General features: G+C 73.5%; 23 protein-coding genes. 16 read left to right on the forward strand and 7 right to left on the reverse strand.

What is annotated here, in order from left to right; genetic code table 11:
* The first annotated feature begins 46 nt into the window (after positions 1-46).
* Positions 47-1,270, forward strand: coding sequence for a lipase family protein (locus ACA361_RS00215; protein WP_375009664.1), 1,224 nt, complete (start codon positions 47-49; stop codon positions 1,268-1,270).
* Positions 1,271-1,356: 86 nt separating this feature from the next.
* On the opposite strand, the gene ACA361_RS00220 is transcribed toward ACA361_RS00215, so the two are convergent.
* The 6 genes from ACA361_RS00220 to ACA361_RS00245 are packed head-to-tail and all read right to left on the reverse strand — an operon-like array spanning position 1,357 to position 7,568.
* A complete protein-coding gene (locus tag ACA361_RS00220) occupies positions 1,357-2,151 on the reverse strand; it encodes an SDR family NAD(P)-dependent oxidoreductase (protein ID WP_375009665.1) in 795 nt (264 codons plus the stop codon).
* A gap of 39 nt (positions 2,152-2,190) precedes the next feature.
* Complete coding sequence (locus ACA361_RS00225) at positions 2,191-3,162, reverse strand: NAD-dependent epimerase/dehydratase family protein (protein ID WP_375009666.1); 972 nt, start codon at positions 3,160-3,162, stop codon at positions 2,191-2,193.
* The gene (locus ACA361_RS00230) at positions 3,159-4,649 is read right to left on the reverse strand and encodes a class I adenylate-forming enzyme family protein (RefSeq protein ID WP_375009667.1); all 1,491 of its coding nucleotides are present in this window, start codon (positions 4,647-4,649) and stop codon (positions 3,159-3,161) included. The genes ACA361_RS00225 and ACA361_RS00230 overlap by 4 nt, the downstream gene beginning before the upstream one ends.
* Entirely contained in the window at positions 4,646-5,791 is a 1,146-nt protein-coding gene (locus ACA361_RS00235) for a cytochrome P450 (protein ID WP_375009668.1), read from the reverse strand. The genes ACA361_RS00230 and ACA361_RS00235 overlap by 4 nt, the downstream gene beginning before the upstream one ends.
* Positions 5,788-6,564 carry a glycosyltransferase family 2 protein gene (locus ACA361_RS00240; protein WP_375009669.1) on the reverse strand — a complete coding sequence of 259 codons (777 nt, stop codon included), beginning with the start codon at positions 6,562-6,564 and terminating at the stop codon, positions 5,788-5,790. The genes ACA361_RS00235 and ACA361_RS00240 overlap by 4 nt, the downstream gene beginning before the upstream one ends.
* A 2-nt stretch (positions 6,565-6,566) precedes the next feature.
* On the reverse strand, positions 6,567-7,568 hold the full coding sequence (locus ACA361_RS00245) for a 3-oxoacyl-ACP synthase III family protein (RefSeq protein ID WP_375009670.1): 1,002 nt from the start codon (positions 7,566-7,568) through the stop codon (positions 6,567-6,569).
* A 210-nt stretch (positions 7,569-7,778) separates the two neighbouring features.
* Between ACA361_RS00245 and ACA361_RS00250 the strand changes: the two genes are divergently transcribed.
* From ACA361_RS00250 to ACA361_RS00295, 10 genes are all read left to right on the forward strand, one after another.
* Complete coding sequence (locus ACA361_RS00250) at positions 7,779-8,972, forward strand: cytochrome P450 (RefSeq protein ID WP_375009671.1); 1,194 nt, start codon at positions 7,779-7,781, stop codon at positions 8,970-8,972.
* Between the two features lie 79 nt (positions 8,973-9,051).
* Complete coding sequence (locus tag ACA361_RS00255; protein ID WP_375009672.1) at positions 9,052-10,305, forward strand: cytochrome P450; 1,254 nt, start codon at positions 9,052-9,054, stop codon at positions 10,303-10,305.
* A 148-nt stretch (positions 10,306-10,453) separates the two neighbouring features.
* Positions 10,454-11,611 (forward strand): steroid 3-ketoacyl-CoA thiolase, encoded by a 1,158-nt coding sequence (locus tag ACA361_RS00260; protein WP_375009673.1) that lies wholly within the window; start codon positions 10,454-10,456, stop codon positions 11,609-11,611.
* A 37-nt stretch (positions 11,612-11,648) separates the two neighbouring features.
* Positions 11,649-12,659, forward strand: a complete 1,011-nt coding sequence (locus tag ACA361_RS00265) for an MBL fold metallo-hydrolase (protein ID WP_375009674.1) — start codon at positions 11,649-11,651, stop codon at positions 12,657-12,659.
* 210 nt (positions 12,660-12,869) lie between these two features.
* Positions 12,870-13,775 (forward strand): SDR family NAD(P)-dependent oxidoreductase, encoded by a 906-nt coding sequence (locus ACA361_RS00270; protein ID WP_375009675.1) that lies wholly within the window; start codon positions 12,870-12,872, stop codon positions 13,773-13,775.
* Between the two features lie 104 nt (positions 13,776-13,879).
* A complete protein-coding gene (locus ACA361_RS00275; RefSeq protein WP_375009676.1) occupies positions 13,880-15,127 on the forward strand; it encodes a cytochrome P450 in 1,248 nt (415 codons plus the stop codon).
* Between the two features lie 38 nt (positions 15,128-15,165).
* Positions 15,166-16,422 carry a cytochrome P450 gene (locus tag ACA361_RS00280; protein WP_375009677.1) on the forward strand — a complete coding sequence of 419 codons (1,257 nt, stop codon included), beginning with the start codon at positions 15,166-15,168 and terminating at the stop codon, positions 16,420-16,422.
* An 89-nt stretch (positions 16,423-16,511) separates the two neighbouring features.
* Positions 16,512-17,819, forward strand: a complete 1,308-nt coding sequence (locus ACA361_RS00285) for a glycosyltransferase family 4 protein (protein WP_375009678.1) — start codon at positions 16,512-16,514, stop codon at positions 17,817-17,819.
* 96 nt (positions 17,820-17,915) lie between these two features.
* A complete protein-coding gene (locus ACA361_RS00290) occupies positions 17,916-18,677 on the forward strand; it encodes a class I SAM-dependent methyltransferase (RefSeq protein WP_375010866.1) in 762 nt (253 codons plus the stop codon).
* The gene (locus ACA361_RS00295) at positions 18,667-19,776 is read left to right on the forward strand and encodes a prenyltransferase (RefSeq protein WP_375009679.1); all 1,110 of its coding nucleotides are present in this window, start codon (positions 18,667-18,669) and stop codon (positions 19,774-19,776) included. Before ACA361_RS00290 ends, ACA361_RS00295 begins: the two co-directional genes overlap by 11 nt.
* Positions 19,777-19,938: 162 nt before the next feature.
* On the opposite strand, the gene ACA361_RS00300 is transcribed toward ACA361_RS00295, so the two are convergent.
* The gene (locus ACA361_RS00300) at positions 19,939-20,661 is read right to left on the reverse strand and encodes a class I SAM-dependent methyltransferase (protein WP_375009680.1); all 723 of its coding nucleotides are present in this window, start codon (positions 20,659-20,661) and stop codon (positions 19,939-19,941) included.
* Positions 20,662-20,820: 159 nt separating this feature from the next.
* Between ACA361_RS00300 and ACA361_RS00305 the strand changes: the two genes are divergently transcribed.
* From ACA361_RS00305 to ACA361_RS00325, 5 genes are all read left to right on the forward strand, one after another.
* Positions 20,821-21,279, forward strand: coding sequence for a pyridoxamine 5'-phosphate oxidase family protein (locus ACA361_RS00305; protein ID WP_375009681.1), 459 nt, complete (start codon positions 20,821-20,823; stop codon positions 21,277-21,279).
* 16 nt (positions 21,280-21,295) lie between these two features.
* Entirely contained in the window at positions 21,296-21,487 is a 192-nt protein-coding gene (locus ACA361_RS00310; RefSeq protein ID WP_375009682.1) for a ferredoxin, read from the forward strand.
* Positions 21,488-21,553: 66 nt separating this feature from the next.
* Complete coding sequence (locus tag ACA361_RS00315; protein ID WP_375009683.1) at positions 21,554-22,642, forward strand: alcohol dehydrogenase catalytic domain-containing protein; 1,089 nt, start codon at positions 21,554-21,556, stop codon at positions 22,640-22,642.
* 196 nt (positions 22,643-22,838) lie between these two features.
* Positions 22,839-24,770 (forward strand): endonuclease/exonuclease/phosphatase, encoded by a 1,932-nt coding sequence (locus ACA361_RS00320; protein ID WP_375009684.1) that lies wholly within the window; start codon positions 22,839-22,841, stop codon positions 24,768-24,770.
* Positions 24,771-25,060: 290 nt separating this feature from the next.
* Positions 25,061-25,246 (forward strand): hypothetical protein, encoded by a 186-nt coding sequence (locus ACA361_RS00325; protein ID WP_366620280.1) that lies wholly within the window; start codon positions 25,061-25,063, stop codon positions 25,244-25,246.
* Positions 25,247-25,347 lie beyond the last annotated feature (101 nt).

The raw sequence follows: 25,347 nt of genomic DNA on the forward strand, positions 1-25,347 counted from the left end.
CCGGCCGGGACCCGGCGGGCGGCGCGCCCGTGAAGAGAGGTTGCCCATGAGACCAGGCAAGAGACGCGGGCCGATCCTCGCGGCGCTGGTGAGCGCGCTCCTGGTGGCGGTGTCGCTGAACGCGCCCGCCGCGCACTCCGCTCCCCCGCCGCCGCAGAACGACGCCTTCTACAAGCCCCCGTCCCCCCTCCCGGCAGGCCGGCCGGGAGACGTCATCCGCCACCGGCCCGTCACCGCGCAGCTCGCTCCCGGCATCGCGATGAACGCGCACGCGTGGCGCGTCATGTACCTGTCGACCGACGCCAAGGGGCAGCGCAACGCTGTCACGGGCACCGTGCTCGTGCCGAAGAAGGCGTACACCGGGCCCGGCCGGCGGCCCGTGGTCGGGTACGCGATCGGCACGCACGGGCTGGGCGACCAGTGCGCGCCGTCCTACGGGCTGACGATCGGGCTCGACTACGAGGGGCTGTTCATCAACAGCCACCTGGAGAAGGGCTGGGCCGTGGTCGTGACCGACTACGAGAAGCTCGGCACGCCCGGGGTCCACACGTACATGGTGGGGCGCTCGCAGGGGCACGCCGTCCTGGACGCCCTGCGCGCGGCCACCCGGCTGCCCGAGGCCGGGCTGCCGGCGGGCTCGCCCATGGGGGTGACGGGGTACTCGCAGGGCGGCGCGTCCAGCGCGTGGGCCGCGCAGCTCAAGGAGAGCTACGCGCCCGAGCTGTCCGTGAAGGGCGCGGTGGCGGGCGGGGTCCCGGCCGACCTGACCGAGGTGGCCGAGCAGCTGGACGGGAGCCTGTTCTTCATCCTGCTGGGGGCCGCGGCCGTGGGCCTGGACTCGGCGTACCCGGAGCTGCCGTTCGACGAGCACCTGAACGCGGAGGGCAGGGCCCTGCTGCAGGACGCGAGCGACGACTGCATCGGTGAGGCGTTCGCGACCGGCAAGGGCATCTTCAAGAAGATGTCGGACTTCCTCGACGTCGACCTGATGAACACCCCGGCCTGGCAGGAGAAGCTGCGCGCCAACCGGCTCGGCGGCGGCGCCGCCCCGGCGGTGCCGGTCTTCCAGTTCCACGGCGTGAGCGACGAGATGGTGGCCGCGCCGCAGGCCAGGACGCTGCGCAGGGAGTGGTGCGCGGCGGGCGCGAACGTGAACTGGCGGGAGTACCCGACGCCGGAGCACGCGCTGACGATGGTCGCGGCGGCCGGCGACGGGCAGAACTGGCTCGCCGACCGGTTCGCCGGCAAGCCCGCGGCGGGCAACTGCTGAACCCTTCGCCGTCACCGGCCCGCTCGTGCGAGCGGGCCGGTGACGGCGCTGGTTTCAGGAGGCCGCCGCCCGGGTCGCAGGCGCGGTCAGGGGAGGATGGCGTCGATGTAGCCGCCGTCGACGCGGACCGCGCCGCCCGTCGTGGCGGAGCCGAGGTCGGAACCGAGGTAGACGACCATGTTGGCGATCTCGTCCGGCTCGATCAGGCGGCGCAGCAGGGACTGCGGGCGGTGCTCTGCCATGAAGCGGCGCTGGGCGTCGTCCCAGGGCAGGTCGCCGCCCACCAGCTCGGCGACGAAGTCCTCGACGCCCTCGGTGTGGGTGGGGCCCGCCATGACGGTGTTCACGGTGACGCCGGTGCCGGCGGCGGCCTTGGCGTAGCCGCGGGAGACGGCCAGGAGGGCCGTCTTGGACATGCCGTAGTGGACCATCTCCTCCGGCGTCACCACGGCCGAGTCGCTGGCGATGAACTGGACGCGGCCCCAGCCGCGTTCCATCATCCCGGGCATGTACAGCCTGGTCAGCCGCACGCCGGAGAGCACGTTGACCTCGAAGTAGCGGCGCCACTCGTCGTCGTCGATCTCCAGTACGGGCCGCGGCCCGAAGATCCCCAGGTTGTTGACCAGGATGTCGACGGCGGGGACGCGTTCGGCGAGGGCGTCCGCGCCCGCCGCGGTGCCCAGGTCGGCGGCGACGCCGGCCAGGTCGGCGCCGGGGATCTCGGCGCGCAGCTCCTCGACGGTGCTCCGGACGCCCGCCTCCGAACGGCCGTTGACGACGGTACGGGCGCCGGCCCGCGCCAGCCCGGCGGCGATGGCACGGCCGATGCCCTTGGTGGACCCGCTGACCAGGGCGGTACGGCCGGTGAGTTCGATCTTCATGCGGCGATCCTGCCCGCACCGGACCCGTTCTACCAGTGGTCACCAGCGCGCGGCGCCGGTGAAGTCGGTCTCCTCCGGCTTGTACCCGAGCGTCCGGCAGGCGGCGGTGATGTCGAGGGTGCGCTCCACCGCCAGGTGGCCGATGGCGTACCGGGTCAGCCGGGGCGGCTCCGGGCGGCGGGCCAGCAGGAACGCGCCTTCCACGGCGGCGGCGAGGGGCCGCGCGGGCAGGGCCGGCAGGTAGACCGGCCGGGCCCGGACGCCGCGCTCGGCGAGGATGGCGCGGAGCGCCGCGTCGAGCGTGACGGGCTCGGCGTCGGTGACGTTGTAGACGCCGGTGCCGACCGGGCCGCAGGCGGCGAGCAGGCACGCCTGGGCGAGGTTGCCGACGGAGGTGAGGCTGACGCGCTGCCGCCCGTTCCCCACGGCGGGCAGGACCGGCCCGCGCACGGACGACAGCACGCGCGGCAGCAGCGTGGTGTCGCCGGGGCCGTAGACGGCGTGCGGCCGCAGCACGATCGCCTCGCGCCGGTTCGGGCCGCGCCACGAGGAGCGGCCGTGGCCGCGCATGACCGCGAGCACGGCCCGTTCGGCGGCGGCCTTGGAGGCCCCGTAGGCGTTCAGGTGGCGGGGCGCGGGGCCGTCCTCCTCCGTGGCCATGACCGTCGGGCGGTACGGGTCGTACACGCTGGCGGTGCTCACGTGGACGAAGCGGGCCCGCGGGAAGGTGTCCAGGACGTTCCTGGTGCCGGTCAGGTTGGCGGCGAAGAGGGCGGCGGCCGGGCCCCAGTCGGTGACGCTGCCCGCGCAGTGGACGACGGCACCGGCTTCGGGCGCGTCCGGGAGCGGGCCGCGGGTGATGTCCCAGGAACGGTACGGGGCGCCGCCGACATGACCGGGTGGGACCGCGGCGCGCCGCCCGTACGCGAGGGTCTCGATCCCGTGGTCCCGCAGGGCGCGGCAGACCGCGCCCCCGACGAACCCCGACGCCCCCGTGACCGCGACCTTCACCGTGCCTCCCTGGCATGCTCCCGCAACCGGTCCCGGTCGAGCTTGCGGCCTCGGCCGGATCGGGGCAACTCGGGCAGGACGACGATGCGGTCCGGAAGCGCGTCGTGGTCGATGACGCCGGGCAGCCGGGCGCGCAGCCGGTCGGGGTCGGCGGTGCCGGTGATCGCGAGGACGACCTCCTCGTCCCCGGTCGCGGGGTCGGGCACGCCGACGATGGCGGCCTCGGCGACGCCGTCGAGGGCGGCGATGGCGGGCTCGTACAGGCCGGGGTAGAGGTTGAACTCGCCCCTGATCAGCATGTCCTTCTTGCGGCCGAGGAGGACGAGCCGGCCGGCGGCGTCGTGCCGGGCCAGGTCGCCGGTGGGCAGCTCGGCCAGGGGCGGGTCGCCGAGGTAGCCGCGGCAGAGGTTGGGGCCGGACAGCAGCAGCTCGCCGTCCGCGGCGATGGACGTCGCCACGAGGGGCGCGCCGAGGAAATCCCCTTCGCCGGAGTGGCCGAGCTTCTCCTGGGCGGACGCGATGGCGACGGGCAGGATCTCGGTCATGGCGTAGACGGACAGGACCTCGGCGGACGGGGCCGCGTCCAGGGCGCGGCGCAGGATCGCGGCCGGTGCGGGCGCCGCACCCAGCAGGACGTACCGGAGCCCTTCGGGCAGCCGCGGGCGCGCGTCCAGGACCTCGGCCAGGTGGACGGGCACGCAGAACGTGTGCGTCGCGCCCCGCTCCTCCAGCAGGCGCGCGAAGTCGCCCGGCGGGCAGGACAGCGGCGGCATCGACCAGCGCGCGCCCGAGATCAGCGTCGGCAGGCCCAGCATGAGCTGGTCGGTGTGGACGACGTCGCCCGGCCCCAGCGGGAGGCGTTCGCGGAACAGGTCCAGCGCCGCCGACAGGGACCCCTGCGTGTGGACGACGGCCCGCGGTTTCTCGGTGGTCCCGGACGTGAAGATGACGGCGGCGGGCGCGCCCGCGTCCCCGTCGCCGGGCGGCTCGGGCGCCGCGCCGCGGGCGAGCCGCGCGAACGGCAGGGCTCCGCGCGGCACGCCCGGCAGCCACCGGCCGACATGGACGTGGTGCGGGATGCCCAGGGCGGCGAGGTCGGGCAGCAGCAGCCCGCGGCGGCGCGCGTACGCGCGTACGGGGCCCAGGCGGCTGCCCGCGTACAGCAGCGACTCGGCCGCCGACCAGCGCGGGCGCGCCAGGCGGAGCCGCGCCGCGAACATCTCCGGCCCCGCCCCGGGGTCGGCGAAGACGACCACTCCCCCGGCCGCGACCACGCCCAGCGCGAGGACGAGCGACTCGGGCGAGGGCCGTACCGAGAACAGCACCCCGTCGCCGGGCTCCATCCCGGCGGTGACCAGCCCGTGCCGGACGGCGAGCACCTGGCGGCGCAGCTCGCCGTACGTGAGTTCGCGCCCGTCCCCCGCGACGAGCGCGACGGCCCCGGGGGTCTCGGCGGCCTGGTCCAGCAGCCGCCGGACGAGCGTCATACCGCCCTCACCGCCAGCCGGGCGTACGTCGGGATCAGGACGCGGCGCGCCGCCCGCCGCCGGGTGATCTTCAGGGGGGCGGCGGCGAGGACGGTGCGGGCGACCGCGCGGGTCTCGGCCATCGCCAGCGGGTAGCCGATGCAGAAGTGCGGGCCCGCGCCGAACCACAGCCGCCGCAGCTCCGGCGGCTGCGGCCGGTCCGGGTCGAACGGCCCGTACGCGCGGCAGCAGTTGTGCGTCGCGATCAGGATCCGGTCGCCGGGCCGGACCGCGACGTCCCCGACGGAGGCGGCGGCGTGCACGCCGCGCAGCATGACCGGCGTCGGCGTCGTCACCCGCATGGCCTCGTCGATCGCGAGCCCGACGTCGGCGGCGCGGGCGCCCGGGTCCAGCCGCCCGGCGTCGTGCAGCAGCGCGACCAGGCGCGGGACGAGCGTCGCGACGGTCTCGGTGCCGGTGAGGAAGAACGCGCCGGCGGCGCCGCGCGCCTCGTCCTCCGACAGGCCGAGCCGCCGCATCCGGCCCATGACGGTGGCCTCGTCGCCGGCCGCGTACGCCTTGGCGGCGATGTCGCCCAGCGGGTCCAGGACGGCGCGCGCCCGCGCCACCTGGCCGGGCGAGAGCCGGCGCGTCCGCAGCGAGATCATCGAGACGACCCGCTCGCCCTGCTCGAACAGCCGGCGGCTCTCCTCCTCCGAACGCGTCTCCAACCCGATGACCTCGCTCATCACGGCGCCCGCCATGACGCGCATGGTGTCGACGAGATCGACGACGGCGCCCCTGGCGAGGCGGTCGGCGAGGCGTTCCAGCGGCTCGGCCAGGACGCGCGCGCACAGCGCCTCGGCGTACGAGGGGGTGAACAGGTCGGTGAGGCGGCGGCGGAGCGCGCGGTGCGCCTCGCCCTCCATGTTGAGCAGCACGGACGGGCCGAGCACCGGCGTCCACAGGTCGCCGGGCGAGCCGGGGCCGTCCTTGCGGAACGTGCCGCCGTCCATCAGGACCTCGCGGGCGAGCGCGGCGTCGTTCACGACCACCCCGACGCCCGGCACCCGCACGGCGGGGCCGCGCCGGGCGAGGCCGCGCAGCAGCGGGTACGCGAACGGGTGCGCGGCCAGGTAGAGCCGCCGTTCCCAGTCGATCATCGGACGTCTCCGATCCGGATGTCGACGACCTCGGGCTTGTAGCGGTGGTCGGCGTACCAGCCGAGGGTGCCGACGAGGCCGTACGCGCGCAGCCGCCGCACCGAGCCGTACACGGTCACGTCGCCGCGCAGCCCGTACGCGGTGGTGAGCCGGCGCACCGCGTTGACCAGGGCGCGGTCCTCGTGCACGTCCTCGATGCGGGTGCGCGGGAAGCCGCCCGCGCGCTCGTAGAGCCCGGCGGTGATCGCGACGTTGCAGCCGGGCATCATCACGTACGGGCCGAGGGCGAGCGGGTCCTGGTTGCCCGGCCTGAAGCGGCCGAACATGGCGGCGACGCCGATCACGGCGGGCAGCAGCCGCCGTTCCCAGAGCCTCAGGTCGAACTCGTCGGTCCGGGGCCGCAGCGGCCCGCTGACCATCTCCAGCCCGTCCGCGAAGGCGCGCTTCACCGCCGCGATCCAGTCCGGGGCGGGCAGGCAGTCGGCGTCGGTGCGGGCGACGTGCGTGGCCCCGGCGGAGATCGCGTGCCGGATCCCGGTGTCGGCGGCGGCGCCGGTGCCCTTCTCCGGCTCGGCGATGAGCCGCACCTCGGGCACGGGGTTCGCGGCGGCGAACTCCCGGACGACCTCGGCGGTACGGTCCGTGCTGCCGTTGTCGACCACGACCAGGGTGAAGCCGGTGTCGGTCTGCCCGGCGAGCCGGCGCAGCGTGGCGCCGATCGAGCGTTCCTCGTCGTACGCGGGGATCACGACCCAGAGGTTCCGCACGGTCATGGTCACAGCTCCGCGAACGTGACGCCGAGGCTGACGCCGCCGGCCAGCCCGACCAGCGCGATCCGGTCGCCGGGGCCGCAGCGGCCGGCCCGGATCGCGGTGTCGAGCTGGAGCGGCAGCGAGGCGGAGGCGACGTTGCCGTGCGCGGGCAGCGTCACCACGAGCCGGTCGGCGGGGAGGTCCAGGATCGAGCGGAGCACCTCCAGGTACGGCACCGTCACCTGGTGGACGCCGATGAAGGCGAAGTCGTCCCAGGTCAGGCCGGTCTTCTGCAGGGCGGTGTGGAAGATCTCGGGGCCGCGCCCGACGAACGCGTCCTTGAGCCGGCGGCCGTCCCCGCTGAAGTAGGAGTACTCGGGGTCGCGGGGGTGCCGCGAACCGCCGCCGGGCAGCGTGCCGACGTTCCAGGCGGTGGAGACGGCGGCGAAGTCGCGGTAGAAGATCCCGCCGTCCGGGGCGGCCTCGACCAGCATCGCGGCGCCCGCGTCGGACAGCGTGTAGCCGGCGAACGCGTCCACGAACTGCGCCCGGTCCTTCACCTTCCAGCGGATCGCGCGGGACGGGGACTCGCCGGTGCAGACCAGGACGCGCTCGTGCTGCCCGGTGCGGATCAGCGCGTCGGCCATCTGGAGCCCGTTGAGGAAGCTGTTGCAGGCGTTCTTGACGTCGAAGACGGGGCAGTCCGCGCCGAGCTCGGCGGCCACGATGTGCGCGGTGGCCGGTTCGATCATGTCCTGCGAGGCGGAGCCGAAGATCAGCAGATCGAGCCGGTCCGGGGCGGTGCCGTGCTCGTCCAGCAGCCGCCGGGCGGCCTCGACGGCCAGGTCGGACGCCTGCTGGTCGTCGCGCATGAGGTGGCGGGACGCGATCCCGGTCATCCGCTCGACGATCGTCGGATGCGGCCGGTAGCCGCCGCCGGACGCCGCCACGCGCGCCTCGACCTCGGCGCTGCTCATCGTGCGCGGCGGCAGATACGCCGCCACTCCCGCGATGCGCGCTCTCATGGTGGTCCGGACCCCCGTTCGCTAGATCCGAGATCGGCGGGTGCCGGCCCCGGTACCGAAACCTTCGCCGGGCCGCGTCCTCCCTCGCCAGGGGCACCCTACGGAACCCAAAGGGGGCGTTCTACCCCAGGTCCGAGTGAGTACCACCACGCCCCTGGATAAGTGATATGAACGGTCGGTTCACCACCCGCCGGGCGGCACACTGGCCGGGTGATCAGGACGAACATCCTCGGGGACCCCGCCGCGCGGCACGAGGCGCGGCTGCTCTGGAACGGCAACAAGGGCCTGTACGCCCTGCTGGAGGCGGCCCGGCACACCGGCCCCATCACCCGCGTCCCGCGGCTCGGCTGGGTGGTGACGGATCCGCTGCTGGCGCGGCGGGTGCTGAACGACCACGCGTCCTTCGGCATGACGGGCGAGGGCGGGGTCGGCCATATGTGGACCCAGCTGTTCGGCGCCGAGATGGGCGAGCTGTTCGGCGGCGCCCGGCACACCGAGGTGCGGACCAGGGCGCGCGACCTGTTCACCGAGGAGAGCGCGCGGGATCTGGTGGAGCGCTCGCAGGGCGCGCACCACGCGGCCATCGCGGCCCGGCTGGCGGGCGGCGGCACCGTGGACGTGGCGGACGCGACCCGCGTGCTGGCCGGGCGGCTGGTCGCGGACCTGCTGGGCCTGCCCGCCGATCGCGGCGACGGCGCGTACCGGCGGATCTTCGCGGCCGGGGAGCGGCTCGCCGCGCTGGCGATGGGCACCACCGCGTCCACCGAGCTGGCCCCGGGCGTCCTCGCCCGGGCCAGGACGATCGTGGACGAGATCACGGCCGGGGTGGCGGAGGCGTACCGGACGGCGGGGACGGACACGATCCTGGGCCGCTGCCGGGAGATGGGCTTCGGCGTGCCGCTGGCGCGCGGGCTGGCGACGCTGCTGGCCATCGCGGGGACCGAGACCGGGGCGTCCGGCACGTCCCGGACGGTCGTGCTCCTGCACGACACCGGCCAGCAGCGGACGCTCCTGGCCGAGCCGGCGCTGCTGGGCAACGCCGTGCGGGAGGGCCTGCGGGTGTCCGCACCGGCCCCGGTGATCGGCCGCCATGTCGCGCGGGACGCCGTGGTCGGCGGGCGGCGGCTGCGGGCGGGCGAGCGGGTCCTGCTGCTGACCTACCTGGCCACCAACGCCGCCGGGCCGTTCGACGTCCGGCGGGAGTACGTGCCGGAGTCGCGGCAGCTGTGGTTCGGCGGCGGGCGGCACCTGTGCCTGGGCGCGGCGGTGGCGCGGGTCCAGGTGGCCCGGATGCTGGGCGCGCTGCACGCGGAGGGGCGCCCGTACCGGGTGGTGTCGCGGCGCGCCGCGACGGGCGTTCTCGTCCCCGCCTACGCGAGCCTCCGCGTCAAGACCGCTACATGATCTGAGATCTATACCACTGACTAGACTTGAGTCTCATTTTCTCTTGTGCGGGCCGCGCGGCGCGTTTTACCTTGCGTTCATGACGAGCACCGCGCCGGAACACCCGCCCGTCCCCGCCGACTTCGACTTCAGCTCCCCCGATCTGATGGCCGAGCGGGTGCCGCTCGCCGAGTTCGCCGCGCTGCGCCGTACCGCGCGCCCCTGGTGGAACGCGCAGCCGCGCGGCGCCACCGGCTTCCAGGACGACGGCTTCTGGGTCGTCAGCAAGCACGCCCACGTCAAGGAGATCTCCCGGGACGGCGAGCTGTTCTCGGCCGCGGCGAACGGGTCGATCATCCGCTTCAACGACCGGTTCACCGAAGAGGAGCTGGCCGTCCAGCGGGAGACCCTGCTGGTGAACCTGGACGCGCCGCAGCACACCAAGCTGCGCCGGATCGTCTCCCGCGGCTTCACCCCGCGGGTGATCAACGGGCTGCACGACGCGCTGCGCGAGCGGGCCGGCCGGATCGTGGCCGAGGCGCGCCGGGCGGGCGGTGACGGCACGATCGACTTCGTCACGCAGGTCGCCGCCGAGCTGCCGCTCCAGGCGATCGCCGAGCTGATGGGCGTGCCGCAGGAGGACCGCGGCCGGCTGTTCGAGTGGTCCAACAAGATGCTCGGCTACGACGACCCGGAGTACGACGCCGACCCGAACGGCGCCGCCGCGGAGATCATCGGCTACTCGATGGGGCTGGCCGCCGAGCGCCGCGCCTGCCCCGCGCACGACATCGTCACCCGGCTGGTGACCGCGGACATGGACGGCCAGGGCCTGACCGAGGACGAGTTCGGCTACTTCATGATCATCCTCGCGGTGGCCGGGAACGAGACCACCCGCAACGCCCTCACCCACGGGATGATGGCGTTCTTCGACGACCCGGAGCAGTGGGAGCTGTACAAGGCCGAGCGGCCCGAGACCACCGCCGACGAGGTGGTGCGCTGGGCGACCCCGGTGACGGCGTTCCAGCGCACGGCCGTCCGCGACACCGAGCTGGGCGGCGCGGAGATCAGGGCCGGCGACCGGGTGGCGATGTACTACAGCTCCGCCAACTTCGACGAGGACGTCTTCGAGGCGCCGGAGCGGTTCGACATCACCCGCTCGCCGAACCCGCACCTGGGCTTCGGCGGCACCGGCGCGCACTACTGCATCGGCGCCAACCTCGCCCGGATGGAGATCGGCCTGATGTTCGACGCGATCGCCGAGCAGATGCCGGGCATCCGGCGGGCGGGCGCGGCGCGGCGGCTGCGCTCGTCCTGGATCAACGGCGTCAAGGAGCTGCCCGTCACCGTCGCCTGACCGGTGCGCCCGCCTGACCTGCGGCCGCGCCGGGCAGTGACCGGGGTCTCGTCCCGGTGCGTGGGACGGGGCCCCCGGGGGCGCCCTTTCCTCCGGAAAATAGAACGGGTTACATTCGTAATTGAATGACGTTCTAGAAGGAGACCGTATGGGCACGCCCGTGATCGTCGAAGCCGTCCGCACTCCGCTCGGCAAGCGCAACGGCTGGCTCGCGGGCCTCAAGGCCCAGGCCGTCATGGCGCACACGTACAAGGCGCTGATGGAGCGGTCCGGCATCGACCCGATCGAGGTGGGCCAGGTCTTCACGGGCTGCGTGACGCAGGCCGGCGAGCAGGGCGGCCACGTGGGCCGCTACGCCTGGCTGTACGCGGACCTGCCCTGGCAGACCGGCGTCACCACCATCGACGCCCAGTGCGGCTCGGCCCAGCAGGCCGTGCACCTGGCCGCCTCGCAGATCGCGGCCGGCGTGGTGGACGTGGCGATCGGCGCCGGCGTCGAGGTCATGAGCCGGACCCCGCTGGGCGCCAACGTGTACCCGCACAACCCCAAGCCGGACGACTGGTCGCTGGACATGCCGTCCCAGTTCGAGTCCGCCGAGCGGATCGCCAAGCGGCGCGGCCTGACCCGCGCCGACCTGGACGCGTTCGGCGCCGCCTCCCAGCAGAAGGCCGCCAAGGCGTGGGCCGACGGCCGCTTCGAGCGCGAGATCGCGCCGATCGAGGCGCCCGTGCTGGACGCCGAGGGCGGCCCGACCGGCGAGACCCGGACGGTCACCCGCGACCAGGGCCTGCGCGAGACCACCGTCGAGGGGCTGTCCAAGCTGCGGCCGGTGATGGAGGGCGCCATCCACACCGCCGGCTCGTCCTCGCAGATCACCGACGGCGCCGCCGCCGTGCTGGTCATGGACGAGGCGAAGGCGCGCGCCCTCGGGCTGCGCCCGCGCGCCCGGATCAAGGCGCAGGCGCTCGTCGGCGCCGAGCCGTACTACCACCTGGACGGCCCGGTACAGTCGACCGAGGCGGTGCTGAAGCGGACCGGCATGGCGATGTCCGACATCGACATCACCGAGATCAACGAGGCGTTCGCGTCGGTGGCGCTGTCGTGGGCGTCGGTGCACGAGCCCGACATGGACACCGTGAACGTCAACGGCGGCGCGATCGCGCTGGGCCACCCGGTCGGCGCGACCGGGGCGCGGCTGTTCACCACCGCGCTGCACGAGCTGGAGCGGCGGGACGCGTCCACCGCGCTGATCACGATGTGCTGCGGCGGCTCGCTGTCGACCGGCACCATCCTCGAACGCGTCTGAGCGGCCGGGCGACCGAAGAAAAGGGCGGAGACGAGATTTGCGCGTGCGACCAGATCCCGAGGACCTCGGCGGGGGCGTGTGGAGCGTCCCGGTGCCGATTCCCGGCAACCCCCTCGCGTACACGCTGGTGTACGCGCTGGAGAGCCCTCGCGGGCCGGTCCTGGTGGACGCGGGCTGGCACCACGAGGACGCCTGGGCCGCGCTCAAGGACGGGCTCGCCGCGTTCGGCATGGACGTGGCGGACGTGCACGGGGTGGTGGTCACGCACTTCCACCCCGACCACTCCGGGCTGGCCGGCCGGGTGCGCGAGGCGTCGGGCGCGTGGATCGCGATGCACCGCGACGACACCGCGGTCGTGCGGCGGTTCCACGACACCAACCGCCTTGAGGACGGCGGCCGCGCGTTCCACCTGGACTCGCTGCGCCAGGCGGGCGCGGACGAGTCCGACCTGGCCGAGTGGACCGGCGCGGGCCACATGGTGGACCCGCCGGCGCTGCCGGACCGGGAGCTGGCCGACGGCGACCTGGTGGACCTGCCCGGGCGGGCGCTGCGCACGGTGTGGACACCGGGGCACAGCCCGGGGCACATCTGCCTGCACCTGGAGGACGCGGACCGGATCTTCACCGGTGACCACGTGCTGCCGCGGATCACCCCGCACATCTCGCTCTACCCGTTCGACGAGGCGGACGTGGACCCGCTGGGCGACTTCCTGAAGTCGCTGGAACGGGTCGGCGGCCTGAACGTGGGCGAGGTCCTGCCCGCCCACCAGTACCGCTTCAACGGGCTGACCGACCGGGCGCGGGAGATCGCCGAGCACCACGAGGAGCGGATGACCGAGATCGCCGGGCTGCTGACCGCCGGCGAGCCCGCCACGCTGTGGCGGATCGCCGCCGGGATGGAGTGGCGCGGCGCCTGGGAGGACATGGAGATCGGCTCCCGGCGGATGGCCACCGCCGAGGCGGCCGCGCACCTGCGCACGCTCGAACGGCGCGGCGTCGTCCGCCGCGCCGGCGACGGCGACCCGATCAGCTTCGTGCTGGCCGGCTGACCGGCGCCTTTCCCGACCCCGTACGCGGACCGCGTGCGGGGTCTTCGGCGTGCCCCGGAACGGCCGCCCGAAGGAGGGCGGAACGCGGCGGGGTGACTCACGTCACCCCCTCCCGCCCCCTTGTTGAGACTGGAGTCTCATGTTAGAACGTGTTCTAGATTGCCTGCCCGAGCAAGCGCTCGACTCCAGGATCATGGAACGAGGTATGCCGTGACCGACCCAGATGTGAGCCTGGACGGGCGGGTGGCCGTGGTCACCGGCGCCGGCGGCGGGCTCGGCCGGGCCGAGGCCCGCGCGCTGGCGGGGGCGGGCGCCCGCGTCGTGGTCAACGACGTCGACGCCGGCGCCGCGCACGCCGTGGCCGAGGAGATCGCCGCGGCCGGCGGCGAGGCCGCCGTCCACGCCGGCGACATCGGCGCCTGGGACACGGCCGAGGGCCTGGTCGCGACCGCCGTCGGCACGTTCGGCGGCCTGGACGTGCTGGTCAACAACGCCGGGTTCACCCGCGACCGGATGCTGTTCAACATGTCCGAGGAGGAGTGGGACGCGGTGATCCGCGTCCACCTCAAGGGGCACTTCGCCACCTCCCGGCTGGCCGTCGCGCACTGGCGGGCACGGTCCAAGGAGACCGGCGCGCCGGTGTACGCGCGGATCGTCAACACCGCGTCCGAGGCGTTCCTGCTCGGCTCGGCCGGCCAGCCCAACTACGCCGCCGCCAAGGCCGGCATCGCCGCGCTGACGCTGTCCACCGCCCAGGCGTGCGGCCGGTACGGCGTGCGCGCCAACGCGATCTGCCCGCGCGCCCGCACGAACATGACCGCCGGGGTGTTCGGCCCCGCCCCCGAGGACGGCCCGGACCCGCTGTCGGTCGACCACGTCACCCCGCTGGTCGTCTACCTCGCCTCGCCCGCCGCCGCCGACGTCACCGGCCAGGTCTTCGTCGCGTACGGCGGCCGCGTCGCGGTCATGGCGCCGCCCACCGTCGCGCACCTCGCCGCCGCCGACGGTGGCGCCTGGACGCCCGCCACGCTCGCCGCCGAACTCGGCCCCAAGATCTCCACCGGTGCCGCCGGGTTCACCGCCGCCGGCGACCTCGCCGCCGCCTTCGAGCAGTGACCCCGCCGGCCGTACCCGCCGTTCCGCCCGTTCCGCCCGTTCCGCCCGTCCCGCCCCACGAACCGACGACCCGACGACCCACCCCCGGCACGAAGGATCGTTCCATGGCCCCTGAGCTCGGCCTCGTTCCCGACATCGACGTCATCGACCCCGGCGTGTACGAGCGGGACGGCATCCCGCACGACACCCTCGCGTGGCTCCGCGAGCACGACCCGGTCCACTGGCACCACGACCCGAACGAGGGCGTGCCCGGCTTCTGGGCGGTCACCCGGCACGAGGACGTCATCTACGTGTCGCGCCACCCCGAGCTGTTCTCCTCGCACACCCGGACGGCGATGTTCGAGGAGTTCACCGAGGAGGACATCGCCCTGTACGGGCAGATGATGCTCTTCCAGGACCCGCCGGACCACACCCGGCTGCGCAGCATGGTCAACAAGGGCTTCACGCCGCGGATGATCAAGAAGCTCGAGGACCACATCCGGCAGAGCTGCCACGAGCTGATCGACACGGCCGTCACGCTCGGCCGCTGCGACTTCGTCGAGCACTTCGCCGTCCCGCTGCCGCTCTACACGATCTGCGAGCTGCTGGGCGCGCCGATGGAGGACCGCGAAAAGATCTTCCACTGGTCCAACAAGCTGGTCGCGTTCAACGACCCCGAGTTCATCGGCGACCGGTCCGAGTCGGCCGCCTGCGCCGCCGAGTTCGCCGTCTGGGCGGGCGAGCTGGCCGCCGCGCGCGCCTCCGACCCGCGCGACGACATCGTGACCAAGCTGCTGTCGGCCGGCCCGGACGGCGAGCGGATCAGCGACGAGGAGTTCCAGCTCTTCGTGATCATGCTGTCGATCGCCGGGAACGAGACCACCCGCACCGCCACCGCCGGCGGCATGCAGGCGCTCTTCGAGCACCCCGAGCAGTGGGAGCGGCTCAAGAAGGACCGGAGCCTGCTGCCCACGGCCGTCGAGGAGATCGTGCGCTGGGTCAGCCCGATCAACCAGTTCCGCCGCACCGCCACCCAGGACACCGAGCTGGGCGGCAAGCAGATCAAGGCGGGCGACAAGGTCGTGCTGTTCTACGGCTCGGCCAACCGCGACGAGAAGGTCTTCGACGACCCGTTCCGCTTCGACGTGGGCCGCGACCCCAACCCGCAGATCGGGTTCGGCGGCGGCGGGCCGCACTTCTGCCTGGGAACCCACCTCGCACGGATGAATCTCCGGATCATCTTTGAGACGATTCTGGACCGGGTGCCCGACATCCGGCCGGCCGGCGAGCCCCGCCGGCTGCGCTCCAACTTCGTCAACGGCGTCAAGGAACTCCCCGTGGAGTTCACCCCCAGCGCCTCCGGGCGCACCTGACCCTCGCTCCGCCCGTGCCGACGAGGAGGTCCGCGGCGATGACCACCACCCCCGAGGTCCCGCTCACGAACATCGAACTGGTCGATCCGGACGTCTACGAGCGCGGCGGGATCCCGCACGAGCAGCTCGCCGAGCTGCGCGAGCGGGCGCCCGTCCACCGCCACCACGCCGATCCGAGCCGGGGCAACCCGGAGTTCTGGGCGGTCACCCGGCACGAGGACGTCGTCCACGTGTCCCGGCATCCGGAGGTGTTCTCGTCGTACGCGCGGCTCGCGCTGTTCGACGAGCCGGACCCGGAGCACCTGGACCTCCAGCGGATGATGATGCTCAACCAGGACCCGCCCGAGCACTCGGGCAAGCGGAGCATCGTCAACCGGGGGTTCACGCCGCGGGCCATCGGCCTGCTGGAGGAGCACATCCGCGACATCTGCCGCGACCTCGTCGGCGAGGTGGCGCAACGGCTGGAGGCGGGCGGCGAGGCGGACTTCGTCCGGGACATCGCCGCCCCGCTCCCGCTGTACGTGATCTGCGAGCTGCTCGGCGCCCCGGTCGAGGACCGGGACAAGATCTTCCACTGGTCCAACACGCTGATCGGCGCCGAGGACCCCGAGTTCCAGACGTCGCCGGAGGAGGGCCAGGCGGCGGCGACCGAGCTGTACGCCTACGCCGAGGAGCTGGCCGCGCAGCGCCGGGCCGAGCCGCGCGACGACATCGTCACCCGGCTGCTCCAGCCGGACGCCGAGGGCAACGAGCTGACGGGCAACGAGTTCGAGCTGTTCGTGATGCTGCTGTCGGTCGCCGGCAACGAGACCACCCGCAACGCCGCGTCCGGCGGGATGCTCGCGTTCTTCGAGCACCCGGACCAGTGGGAGCGGCTGCGCGCCGACCGGAGCCTGCTGCCCACGGCCGTCGAGGAGATCGTCCGGTGGGTGACGCCGGTCAACCTCTTCCGCCGGACCGCCATGCGGGACGTCGAGCTCGGCGGCGCGAGGATCGCGGCGGGCGACAAGGTCGTGGTCTTCTACGGCTCGGCCAACCGGGACGAGCGGGTGTTCGACGACCCGTTCCGCTTCGACGTGGGCCGCGACCCCAACCCCCACCTGGGGTTCGGCGGCGGCGGGCCCCATTTCTGCCTCGGTGCGCACCTTGCCCGGCTGGAGCTGAGTGTGCTTTTCGAAACACTTTTGGACTCCATGCCCAATATCGAACTCTCCGGTAACGTGCGGAGGCTAAGGTCTAGTTTCATCAACGGCATCAAGGGCATGCCCGTGCGGCTGCGCCCGAGGTCCCGTTGATCCGTCCTTCGGGCGAAGCTCCGGGGAGCCGGGGGTCCGCCCCCGGGGACGACACGAGTGACAGGAGTGGTGCGTGAGCAGGGACTGGCGTGGCTGAGGCAGGCGAGCCGTCGAGCGGCCCGCCGGAAGGGCCCCTGCGCGTGGCCCTGCTCTCGTACCGGAGCAAGCCGCACTGCGGCGGCCAGGGCGTCTACCTGCGGCATCTGAGCCGCGAGCTGGCCGACCTGGGGCATTCGGTCGAGGTGCTGTCCGGGCAACCGTATCCGGAACTCGACCGCGACGAGATCAGGTTGACCAAGATCCCGAGCCTGGACCTGTACCGGGACGAGGACCCGTTCCGCAACCCGGCCCTGGGCGAGTTCCGCGACTGGATCGACGTCCTGGAGTACGCCCACATGCGGACCGGCGGCTTCCCCGAGCCGCTGACGTTCAGCATCCGGGTGCTGCGCGAGCTGCGGCGCCGCCGCCGCGACTTCGACGTGGCCCACGACAACCAGGTGCTCGGCCTCGGCAACCTCGGCATCGGCCGGCTCGGCCTGCCGCTCGTGACCAGCATCCACCACCCGATCAGCGTCGACCGGCGGATCGAGCTGGAAGCGGCCAAGGGCATCCGGCAGCACCTCGGCAAGCGCCGCTGGTACGGCTTCGTCACCATGCAGAGCCAGGTGGCGCGGCGGATCGGGCCGGTGCTGACGGTCTCGGACTCCTCCAAGGTCGACATCGTCAAGGACTTCCGCGTCGACCCGCGCGACATCGAGATCCTGCCGCTCGGCGTCGACACCCGGATCTTCCACCCGCGCGGCGAGCGCGTCCCCGGCCGGATCGTCGCCATGGCCAGCGCCGACGCCCCGATCAAGGGCGTGGACGTGCTGCTGCGCGCGGTCGCCAAGGTCGCCACCGAGCGGGACGTGCACGTCGTGGTGGTCAGCAGGCCCAAGGAGGACGGCCCCACCGCCAAGCTCGTCCGCGAGCTGGCGCTGGGCGACCGGGTCCGGTTCGTCAGCGGCATCACCGACGACGAGCTGGGCGAGCTGCTCGCCTCCGCCGAGACCGCCGTGGTGCCGTCCCGGTACGAGGGATTCTCGCTGCCCGCGGTCGAGCACATGGCGTCCGGCACCCCGCTGGTCGCCAGCCGCGCCGGGGCGCTGCCCGAGGTCGTCGGCGACGCCGGGATCCTGGTCGAGCCCGGCGACGTGGAGGAACTGGCCGCGACGCTGCGCCGGCTGCACGACTCCCCCGCGGAGCGCGGCCGGCTGAGCGAGGCGGGCCTGGCCCGGGTCGAGACGCGCTTCGCGTGGCCGGCGGTGGCGCAGGCCACGGTCGGGCACTACCGCGAGGCGATCGCCCAGCAGCGCTACCGGCGGCTGGCCGCGGCCCGCTCCCGCCGGCGCGCCTGACGGGCCCGCCGCGGGGCCGGGCAGCCAGACCACAGCGGGACGAGATCCAGGGACCCGCGCCGCGCGCGGCGTCCCCCGTACGGAAGGAGCACCACCCTGCTGACCGTTGATTTCGGGCGGTTCCGCGTGAAGCCCGGAGAGCGCGTCCTGGACATGGGATGCGGCGCCGGGCGGCACGCCTTCGAGCTGTACCGCAGGGGTGCGCGCGTCGTGGCCTTCGACATGGACGCCGACGAGCTCGCCGGCGTCGACACGATGTTCAAGGCCATGCGGATGGAGGGCGGCCTGCCCGAAGAGGCCGCCGCCGAGACCGTGCAGGGCGACGCCCTCGAACTGCCGTTCCCCGACGACCACTTCGACAAGATCATCGCGTCCGAGGTGCTGGAGCACATCCCGGACGACATGCGGGCGATGCGCGAGCTGCTGCGGGTCCTCAAGCCCGGCGGGCAGCTCGCCGTGACCGTTCCCGCATGGCTGCCCGAACGGGTCTGCTGGGCCCTCTCGGAGGACTACCACACCGCCCCCGGCGGCCACATCCGCATCTACACGCGCGCGGAACTGGAGGCCAAGCTCAAGTCCATCGGCTTCCGCGTCGGCCCGCACCACCACGCGCACGGGCTGCACGCCCCGTACTGGTGGATCAAGTGCGCGGTCGGCGTGAACAACGACGACCACGTCGCCGCCAAGGCGTACCACCAGATCCTCGTGTGGGACATCATGAAGCGGCCGCTGGCCACCCGGCTCGCCGAGCGGGTGCTCAACCCGCTGATCGGGAAGAGCGTCGTCGTGTACTTCGCCAAGCCCCCCGCGACCGGTGCCGCCCCCGCGCCGGCGGAGGAGACCGCGGATGCGGTCTGAGCCCGCCGCGCCCCCGGCCGTGCCGGGCGTGCTCACCTCCGCCGAGATCGTCGCGACCGCGGGCAGCATCGCGGCCCAGCAGGAGGAGTCCGGGGCCATCCCGTGGTTCACCCCGACCGGCGGGGTGCCCGGGCACGTGGACGCCTGGAACCACGTGGAGGCCGCGATGGCCCTCACGGTGGCCGGCCTGCGCGAGCCCGCCCGCCGCGCGTACGAGTGGCTGCGCTCGGTCCAGCGCCCCGACGGCTCCTGGCCCGCCAAGTGGGTGCTGGGCGAGGTCACCGAGCCGGGCGGGGAGTCCAACCACGCCGCGTACATCGCCGTCGGCGTCTGGCACGAGCTGCTGATGACCGGGGACGAGGCGTTCGCGCGGCACATGTGGCCGTCCGTGCGCCGCGCGATCGACTTCGTGCTCGGGCTCCAGACCCGGCGCGGCGAGATCATCTGGATCCGGCACGAGGACGGCGCCGCGTCCGACCACGCGCTGCTGACCGGCTGCTCGTCGATCTACCAGTCACTGCGCTGCGCGGTCGCGCTGGCCGAGCACCTCGGCGAGCCGGAGCCGGAGTGGGAACTCGCCGCCGACCAGCTCGGCCACGTCGTGGCCGCGCACCCGGAGGCGTTCGCCGACAAGAGCCGCTGGTCGATGGACTGGTACTACCCCGTCCTCTCCGGCCCCGTCCGCGGCGCGGCCGCCGAGCGGCGGCTGGCGGAGCAGTGGGACACCTTCGTCGTCCCCGGCCTGGGCTGCCGCTGCGTGTCCGACCAGCCGTGGGTGACCGCGGCCGAGAGCAGCGAGCTGGTGATGGCCCTGGACGCCGCCGGCGACCGCGAACGGGCCCTGGAGCTGTTCGCCACCATCCAGCACCTCCGGCACGAGGACGGGTCGTACTGGACCGGCTGGCAGTTCGAGAACCGGCGGCACTTCCCCGGGGACCGCTCCACCTACACCGCGGCCGCGATCGTCCTGGCCGCCGACGCCCTGGAGGGCACCTCCCCCGGCGCCCGCATCTTCAAGGAGGTCGCCGGCCGCCCCCTGGGCCCCTCCGGCCCGGCCGACCCGGAGGCCTGCGGCTGCTCTCTTGTCATTGTGGGGTGACGACCCCCCACACCCCCCGCCCCGGGGTGGGCGCCCTGCGCTCGTTCCTCGCTCCGGGCACCCTCCCCGGGGCAGGGGACTCCGTCCCCCGCACCCCCTGCTGGGGGCTCCGCCCCCTCGTCCCCCCCGGGGCGGGGGCGGGGGCGGGGTGTAAGTCGCGGCTCAGTCCTTGGCGGTGATCGGGTCGGCGTCCGTGGTCCGCTCCAGGACGCGCAGGGAGCCTTCCACGCGGCGTTGGGTGAAGGCGCCGCTGCGCAGGGCCCGCTGGTGGACGTGGTACGGCGCCTGGCCGCCGTCCGCGGGGTCGGGGAAGACGTCGTGGATGACGAGCGCGCCGCCGACCGCGATCCAGGGCGCCCAGTTCTCGTAGTCGGCCTGCGCCAGGTCCTCGGCGTGGCCGCCGTCGATGAACAGCAGGGCGAGCGGGGTGTTCCAGAACGCGGCGACGGTACGGGACGTGCCCACGATCGCCACCACATGGTCCTCCAGGCCCGCGGAGCCCAGGGTGCGGCGGAAGGTCGGGAGCGTGTCCATCCGGCCCGTCAGCGGGTCGACCAGGGACGGATCGTGGTGCTCCCAGCCCGCCTGGTTCTCCTCCGAGCCGTGGTGGTGGTCGACGGTGACGACGGTCGTGCCGGTCTCCCGCGCGGCGGCGCCGAGGTAGATCGCCGACTTGCCGCAGTAGCTGCCGATCTCCAGCAGCGGGCCGGGCAGGTCCGGGCGCGCGCCGTACTCCAGCGCGGTCTCGTACAGCGCCTGGCCTTCGGGCTCCGGCATGAACCCCTTGGCCGCACGCGCGGCGCGGAGCAGGTCGCGCGGCATGGGCGCGGCCGGGGCGGGGGGTGGGGTCGTCCCCGGGTGGGTGGACGCCGTGGTGTTGGTCATCGATCTCCTCCGCCGGGCACTTTATCCCGATCTATCCTGGCCTGATGCAGGGTGTGCCCGGAACAGGGCCCCCCGATCCTGGCGCGGACGCGGCATCCGGATCACTTGAATGAGACTCCAGTCTTGCCGGACAAGACTGGAACGTGTTCTACTTTTCCGGTGAGCAAGCGTACCGAGATCGCACTGACCGAGGAGGAGACCCTCGGCCTCGTCGGCGGCCAGCGCAAGCTGCAGCTGGGGACGATCAACCCCGACGGCACCCCGCACATGGTCACCATGTTCTACGCGATGGTCGACGGCAAGATCGCTTTCTGGACGTACCGGAGCTCGCAGAAGGCCCGCAACATCGCGCGCGACCCGCGGGTGACGTGCCTGGTCGAGTCCGGCGAGGAGTACTTCGAGCTGGCCGGCGCCCTGATCTACGGGCGGGCGGAGGTCCTGACGGAACCGAACGACGTTCTGTATGTTGGCCGCGAGGTGGTCCGGAAGATGACCGGCCTCGAGGACGAGGAGGCCGTCACGGCCTTCGCGGAGGTCACCGCCGCCAAGCGGTACGCCTACCTCGTGGAGCCGGGCCGGGTCGCCTCCTGGGACCACAGCAAACTCGCCGGCCAGTGAAACGGAGACAGTGGCGATGAAGGTAAGCGTCGACCCCATGGTGTGCGAGGCCAACGCCGTCTGCGTGGGGCTCGCCCCCGAGGTCTTCGACCTCAACGACGACGACGAGCTCGACATCCTCAAGCCGGAGGTCCCCGCCGAGGAGGCCGACCGCGTCCGGCACGCCGTGCGGTCCTGCCCCAAGGCCGCGCTCACGCTCGACGAATAGCAGCTAAACCCACCCTTCCAGGGCGCCGTGCCCCGGCCGGCGCCCCATCCCACTGTGGAGGCATCCATGGCACGTGCCGCGGTTCTGCACGCGGTCGGCGACGCCGAGCTCGACCTGCGCGACGACGTCCGCACGGTCGACCCCGGCCCCGACCAGGTCAAGGTGAAGATCAAGGCGACCGGGGTCTGCCATTCCGACCTCTCCACCCTGACCGGCGTGCTGCCGTCGATGCCGCCCACGGTGGTGGGGCACGAGGGGGCGGGGATCGTCGCCGAGGTCGGCGAGCGCGTCACGAACGTGGCGGTCGGCGACCACGTCGTCGTCAACTGGACGCCCGACTGCGGCACCTGCCCCGAGTGCCTGCGCGGCGAGCCGTTCCTGTGCATGACGTACGTGGTGCAGTCGTTCAGCGTCCACAACTTCACGCTGGCCGACGGCAGCCCCGCGTACGGGATGGCCGGCACCGGCACCTGGGCCGACGAGGTCGTGCTCCCCGGCCGCGGCGTGATCAAGATCGCCGAGGACGTGCCGTTCGAGTACGCGGCGCTGCTGGGCTGCGGCATCCCCACCGGGGTCGGCGCGGCCATCAACACCGCCAAGGTCCACCCGGGCGCCACGGTGGCCGTGGTGGGCGCGGGCGGCGTCGGCCTGTCGGTCATCCAGGGCGCCAGGATCGCCGGCGCCTCCACGATCCTGGCGATCGACCCGAACGAGGCCAAGCACCCCCTCGCCAAGCAGTTCGGCGCCACGCACACCGCGACGCTGGACGACCTGGAGGAGGTCAAGGGGCTGCTCACCGCGGGCGCCGGCTTCGACTACGCCTTCGAGGTCGTCGGCAAGTCCGCCGCGATCACCACCGCGTGGAACTCCGTCCGGCGCGGCGGCGACGTCATCGTCGTCGGCGCGGGCGCGGCGGACGACGACTTCGAGATGAGCGCGTTCTCGCTGCTGTTCGAGGGCAAGAACATCAAGTCCTCGCTGTACGGCGGCTGCGACATGAAGCGCGACGTGCCGCGGTTCGTCGACCTGTGGCGCGCGGGCCGGCTCGAACTCGACGGCATGATCTCGCGGCGGATCCGGTTCGAGGACCTCAACGACGCCGTGGAGGCCCTCAAGGGCGGCGACGTCATCCGCCAGGTCGTCCTCTTCGACTGACACCGACTGACACCGACCGACACCGACCGACCCGGCGGGCCGTCTCCCCTGGCCTCCCCCCTGAGCCCACGGTTCCGGGGCCGGTACGCGCCACCGGCCCCGGAACCGTGTCCCGCAGACGGCGATTTCGCCCGACGCGGTATGTCATCCTTCTTCGTGTCCATTGGGCCGCGCTCTAGTACGAGATGGAGCTTGGGTGGCGTACGAAGGTGAGCCGGGACGGGCCCGGCGTACCCGGCCGGTCCGCGCGCTCGCGGCCGGAGCGTTCCTCGTCCTGCCGGTGGTCTGCGGGCCCCTCCTGGCGGCCCCGCCGGCCGGCGCCGCGGCACCGCCCGAGCGGCGGATCCGCGACATCCAGGGGGCGGGGCACGTGTCCCCGCTGAACGGCCGCACCGTGACCCGCGTCCCCGGCGTCGTGACGGCGGTGGCGGGCACCGGATTCTGGATGCAGGACCCGAGGCCCGACCGGAACGACGCCACCTCCGAGGGCGTCCACGTCTTCACCCGCGAGCGCCCCGCGGTCGCCGTCGGCGACTCCGTCCGGGTCGACGGCCGGGTCACCGAGTACCGGCCCGGCGGCGTCCGCTCGGCCGCCCTCGGCCGGACCGAGATCGACGCCGCCCGCACCGCCGTCGAGGCGCGCGGCGTCCCGCTCCCGGAGCCGGTGCTCATCGGCTCCCAGGGCCGCCGCGTCCCCGGCACGATCATGACCGGCCCCACCTGGGGCGCGGCGCGCGACATCGAGCGCGGCGGCCGCTTCGACCCGAAGCGGAACGCGCTGGACTTCTACGAGACGATCGAGGGCATGCGGGCGGGCGTGCAGAACGCGGTCGCCGCCGGCCCGTCCCGGTACGGCGAGGTCCCGGTGCTGCCGGCCGGCGGCGCGGGCGCGGGCGCGCGCACGTCCCGCGGCGGCGTCCTGGAGACCGCCACCGACGCCAACCCCGAACGGGTCGTCCTGGACGACACGCTCGCGGCGCTCCCGCGGATGAACGCCGGCGACCGGCTGCCCGGCGTGGCGGCCGGGGTGCTCGACTCGGCGTACGGGGCGTTCAAGCTGCTGGTCACCGCGGCCCCGCGGCACCGGGACGGCGGCGCGAAGCCGGAGGAGACCCGGGCGGCGCGGCCGGGCGAGCTCGCCGTCGCCACCGCCGACCTGGGCGGCCTCAGCCCGGACGCGCCGCGCGCGCGGATCGACGCGCTGGCCGCCGACCTCGTCTCCGGGCTCAAGTCGCCCGACCTGATCGCGGTCACCGGGCTGCGCGACAACAGCGGCACCCGCGACGACGGCACCGTGGCCGCCGACCAGACCGTCGCCGAGCTGATCACCGCGATCAGCGCCGCCGGCGGGCCCGGCTACGACTGGCGGTCCGTCCCGCCGCGGGACAACGCCGACGGCGGCGAGAAGGGCTCCAACGACCACGTCGGGTTCCTGTTCCGCACCGACCGGGGCCTGTCGTTCGTCGACCGGCCGGCGGGCGGCGGCGAGGGCGACGAGACCGCGGCCGGCGACGGAGCCGGGGCCGCCGAGACCGGCCCCGTGCGGGCGGTGCGCGAGCGTTCCGGCGTCCGGCTCAGCCTGAGCCCGGGCCGCGTCGCCCCCGGCGACGCCGCGTGGAGCCGCACGCGCAAGCCGGTCGCGGGCGAGGTGACCTGGAAGGGCAACCGCATCATCGTGGTCGCCAACCAGTGGTACCCGCGCTCGGGCGACGACCATCCCGCCTTCGGGCGCTACCAGCCGCCGACGCGGCCGACCGAGTGGCGCCGCATGGAACAGGCGAAGGTGATCGCGCGGTTCGTCCGGTCGGTCCGCGCCGCCGACCGGAACGCCGACATCATCGTGGCGGGCGACCTCGGCGAGCCGGAGCACGCGACGCCGGTCCGCGCCCTCGCCAAGGAGACGGGCCTGCGCGACCTGCCCGCCGCCCTGCCGGCGAAGGACCGCTACACCACCATCACCCAGGGGAACGCGCGGGCGACCGACCACATCATGGTGAGCCCGTCGCTGGCCGCGCGGAAGCACGAGTACGACATCGTCCACCGCAACGCCGACTTCGCGTCCCGCGCGGGCGACCACGACCCGGCCGTGCTCCGCATCGACATGTCCGGCGGCCGCACCGGCCGCTGAGAACGGCTCCGGAAGGCACCCGAAGGCACCGGGAAGCCACGGTGGCCGGCGAGCGCTGCCCAAAGTGCCGCCGGCCACCGGAGCGACAATCCGATTATCGCCGCGCGTGGCGGTTCCGCTACATCCGGGCGGGTTCTCTCCCCCGACGAAACGGCGGCGCCATTTCGGGACGGCCCGAAGGAACGCGGCCGGAACGGCCCGAATAGGGCCAGAGTTTCATTCGCGACGGTCCGGGCACCGGCCGTACGTCATGAGTCCCACCCCTTACGTGCGTGAGGAGAGAGCCCCCCATGGCGTCCAGGTACCGGCCCGGCATCAGCATCGTCGGGCTGATCTACATCATCATCGGCGTGTTCGTCGCCTGGGACCGCGGTTACATCGACGCGGAACTGCTGCGGCAGGTCGCCAGCGCGCTGCTGGCCATATTCCTGTGGTTCCTCATCCTGCTGGGAGTCGACCTGCACATCAACACATGACCAACACATGACCGCCGCGTGATGCCGCCGTCGCGGTGGCGGTCATAGACCGGCGAATCGGCCGAAGGTTACGTTCCGACCATGACACAAGGTGGATGCAG

Origin of the sequence: Actinomadura sp. 21ATH (genome assembly GCF_041951345.1) — a bacterium.
Lineage (GTDB): Bacteria > Actinomycetota > Actinomycetes > Streptosporangiales > Streptosporangiaceae > Spirillospora.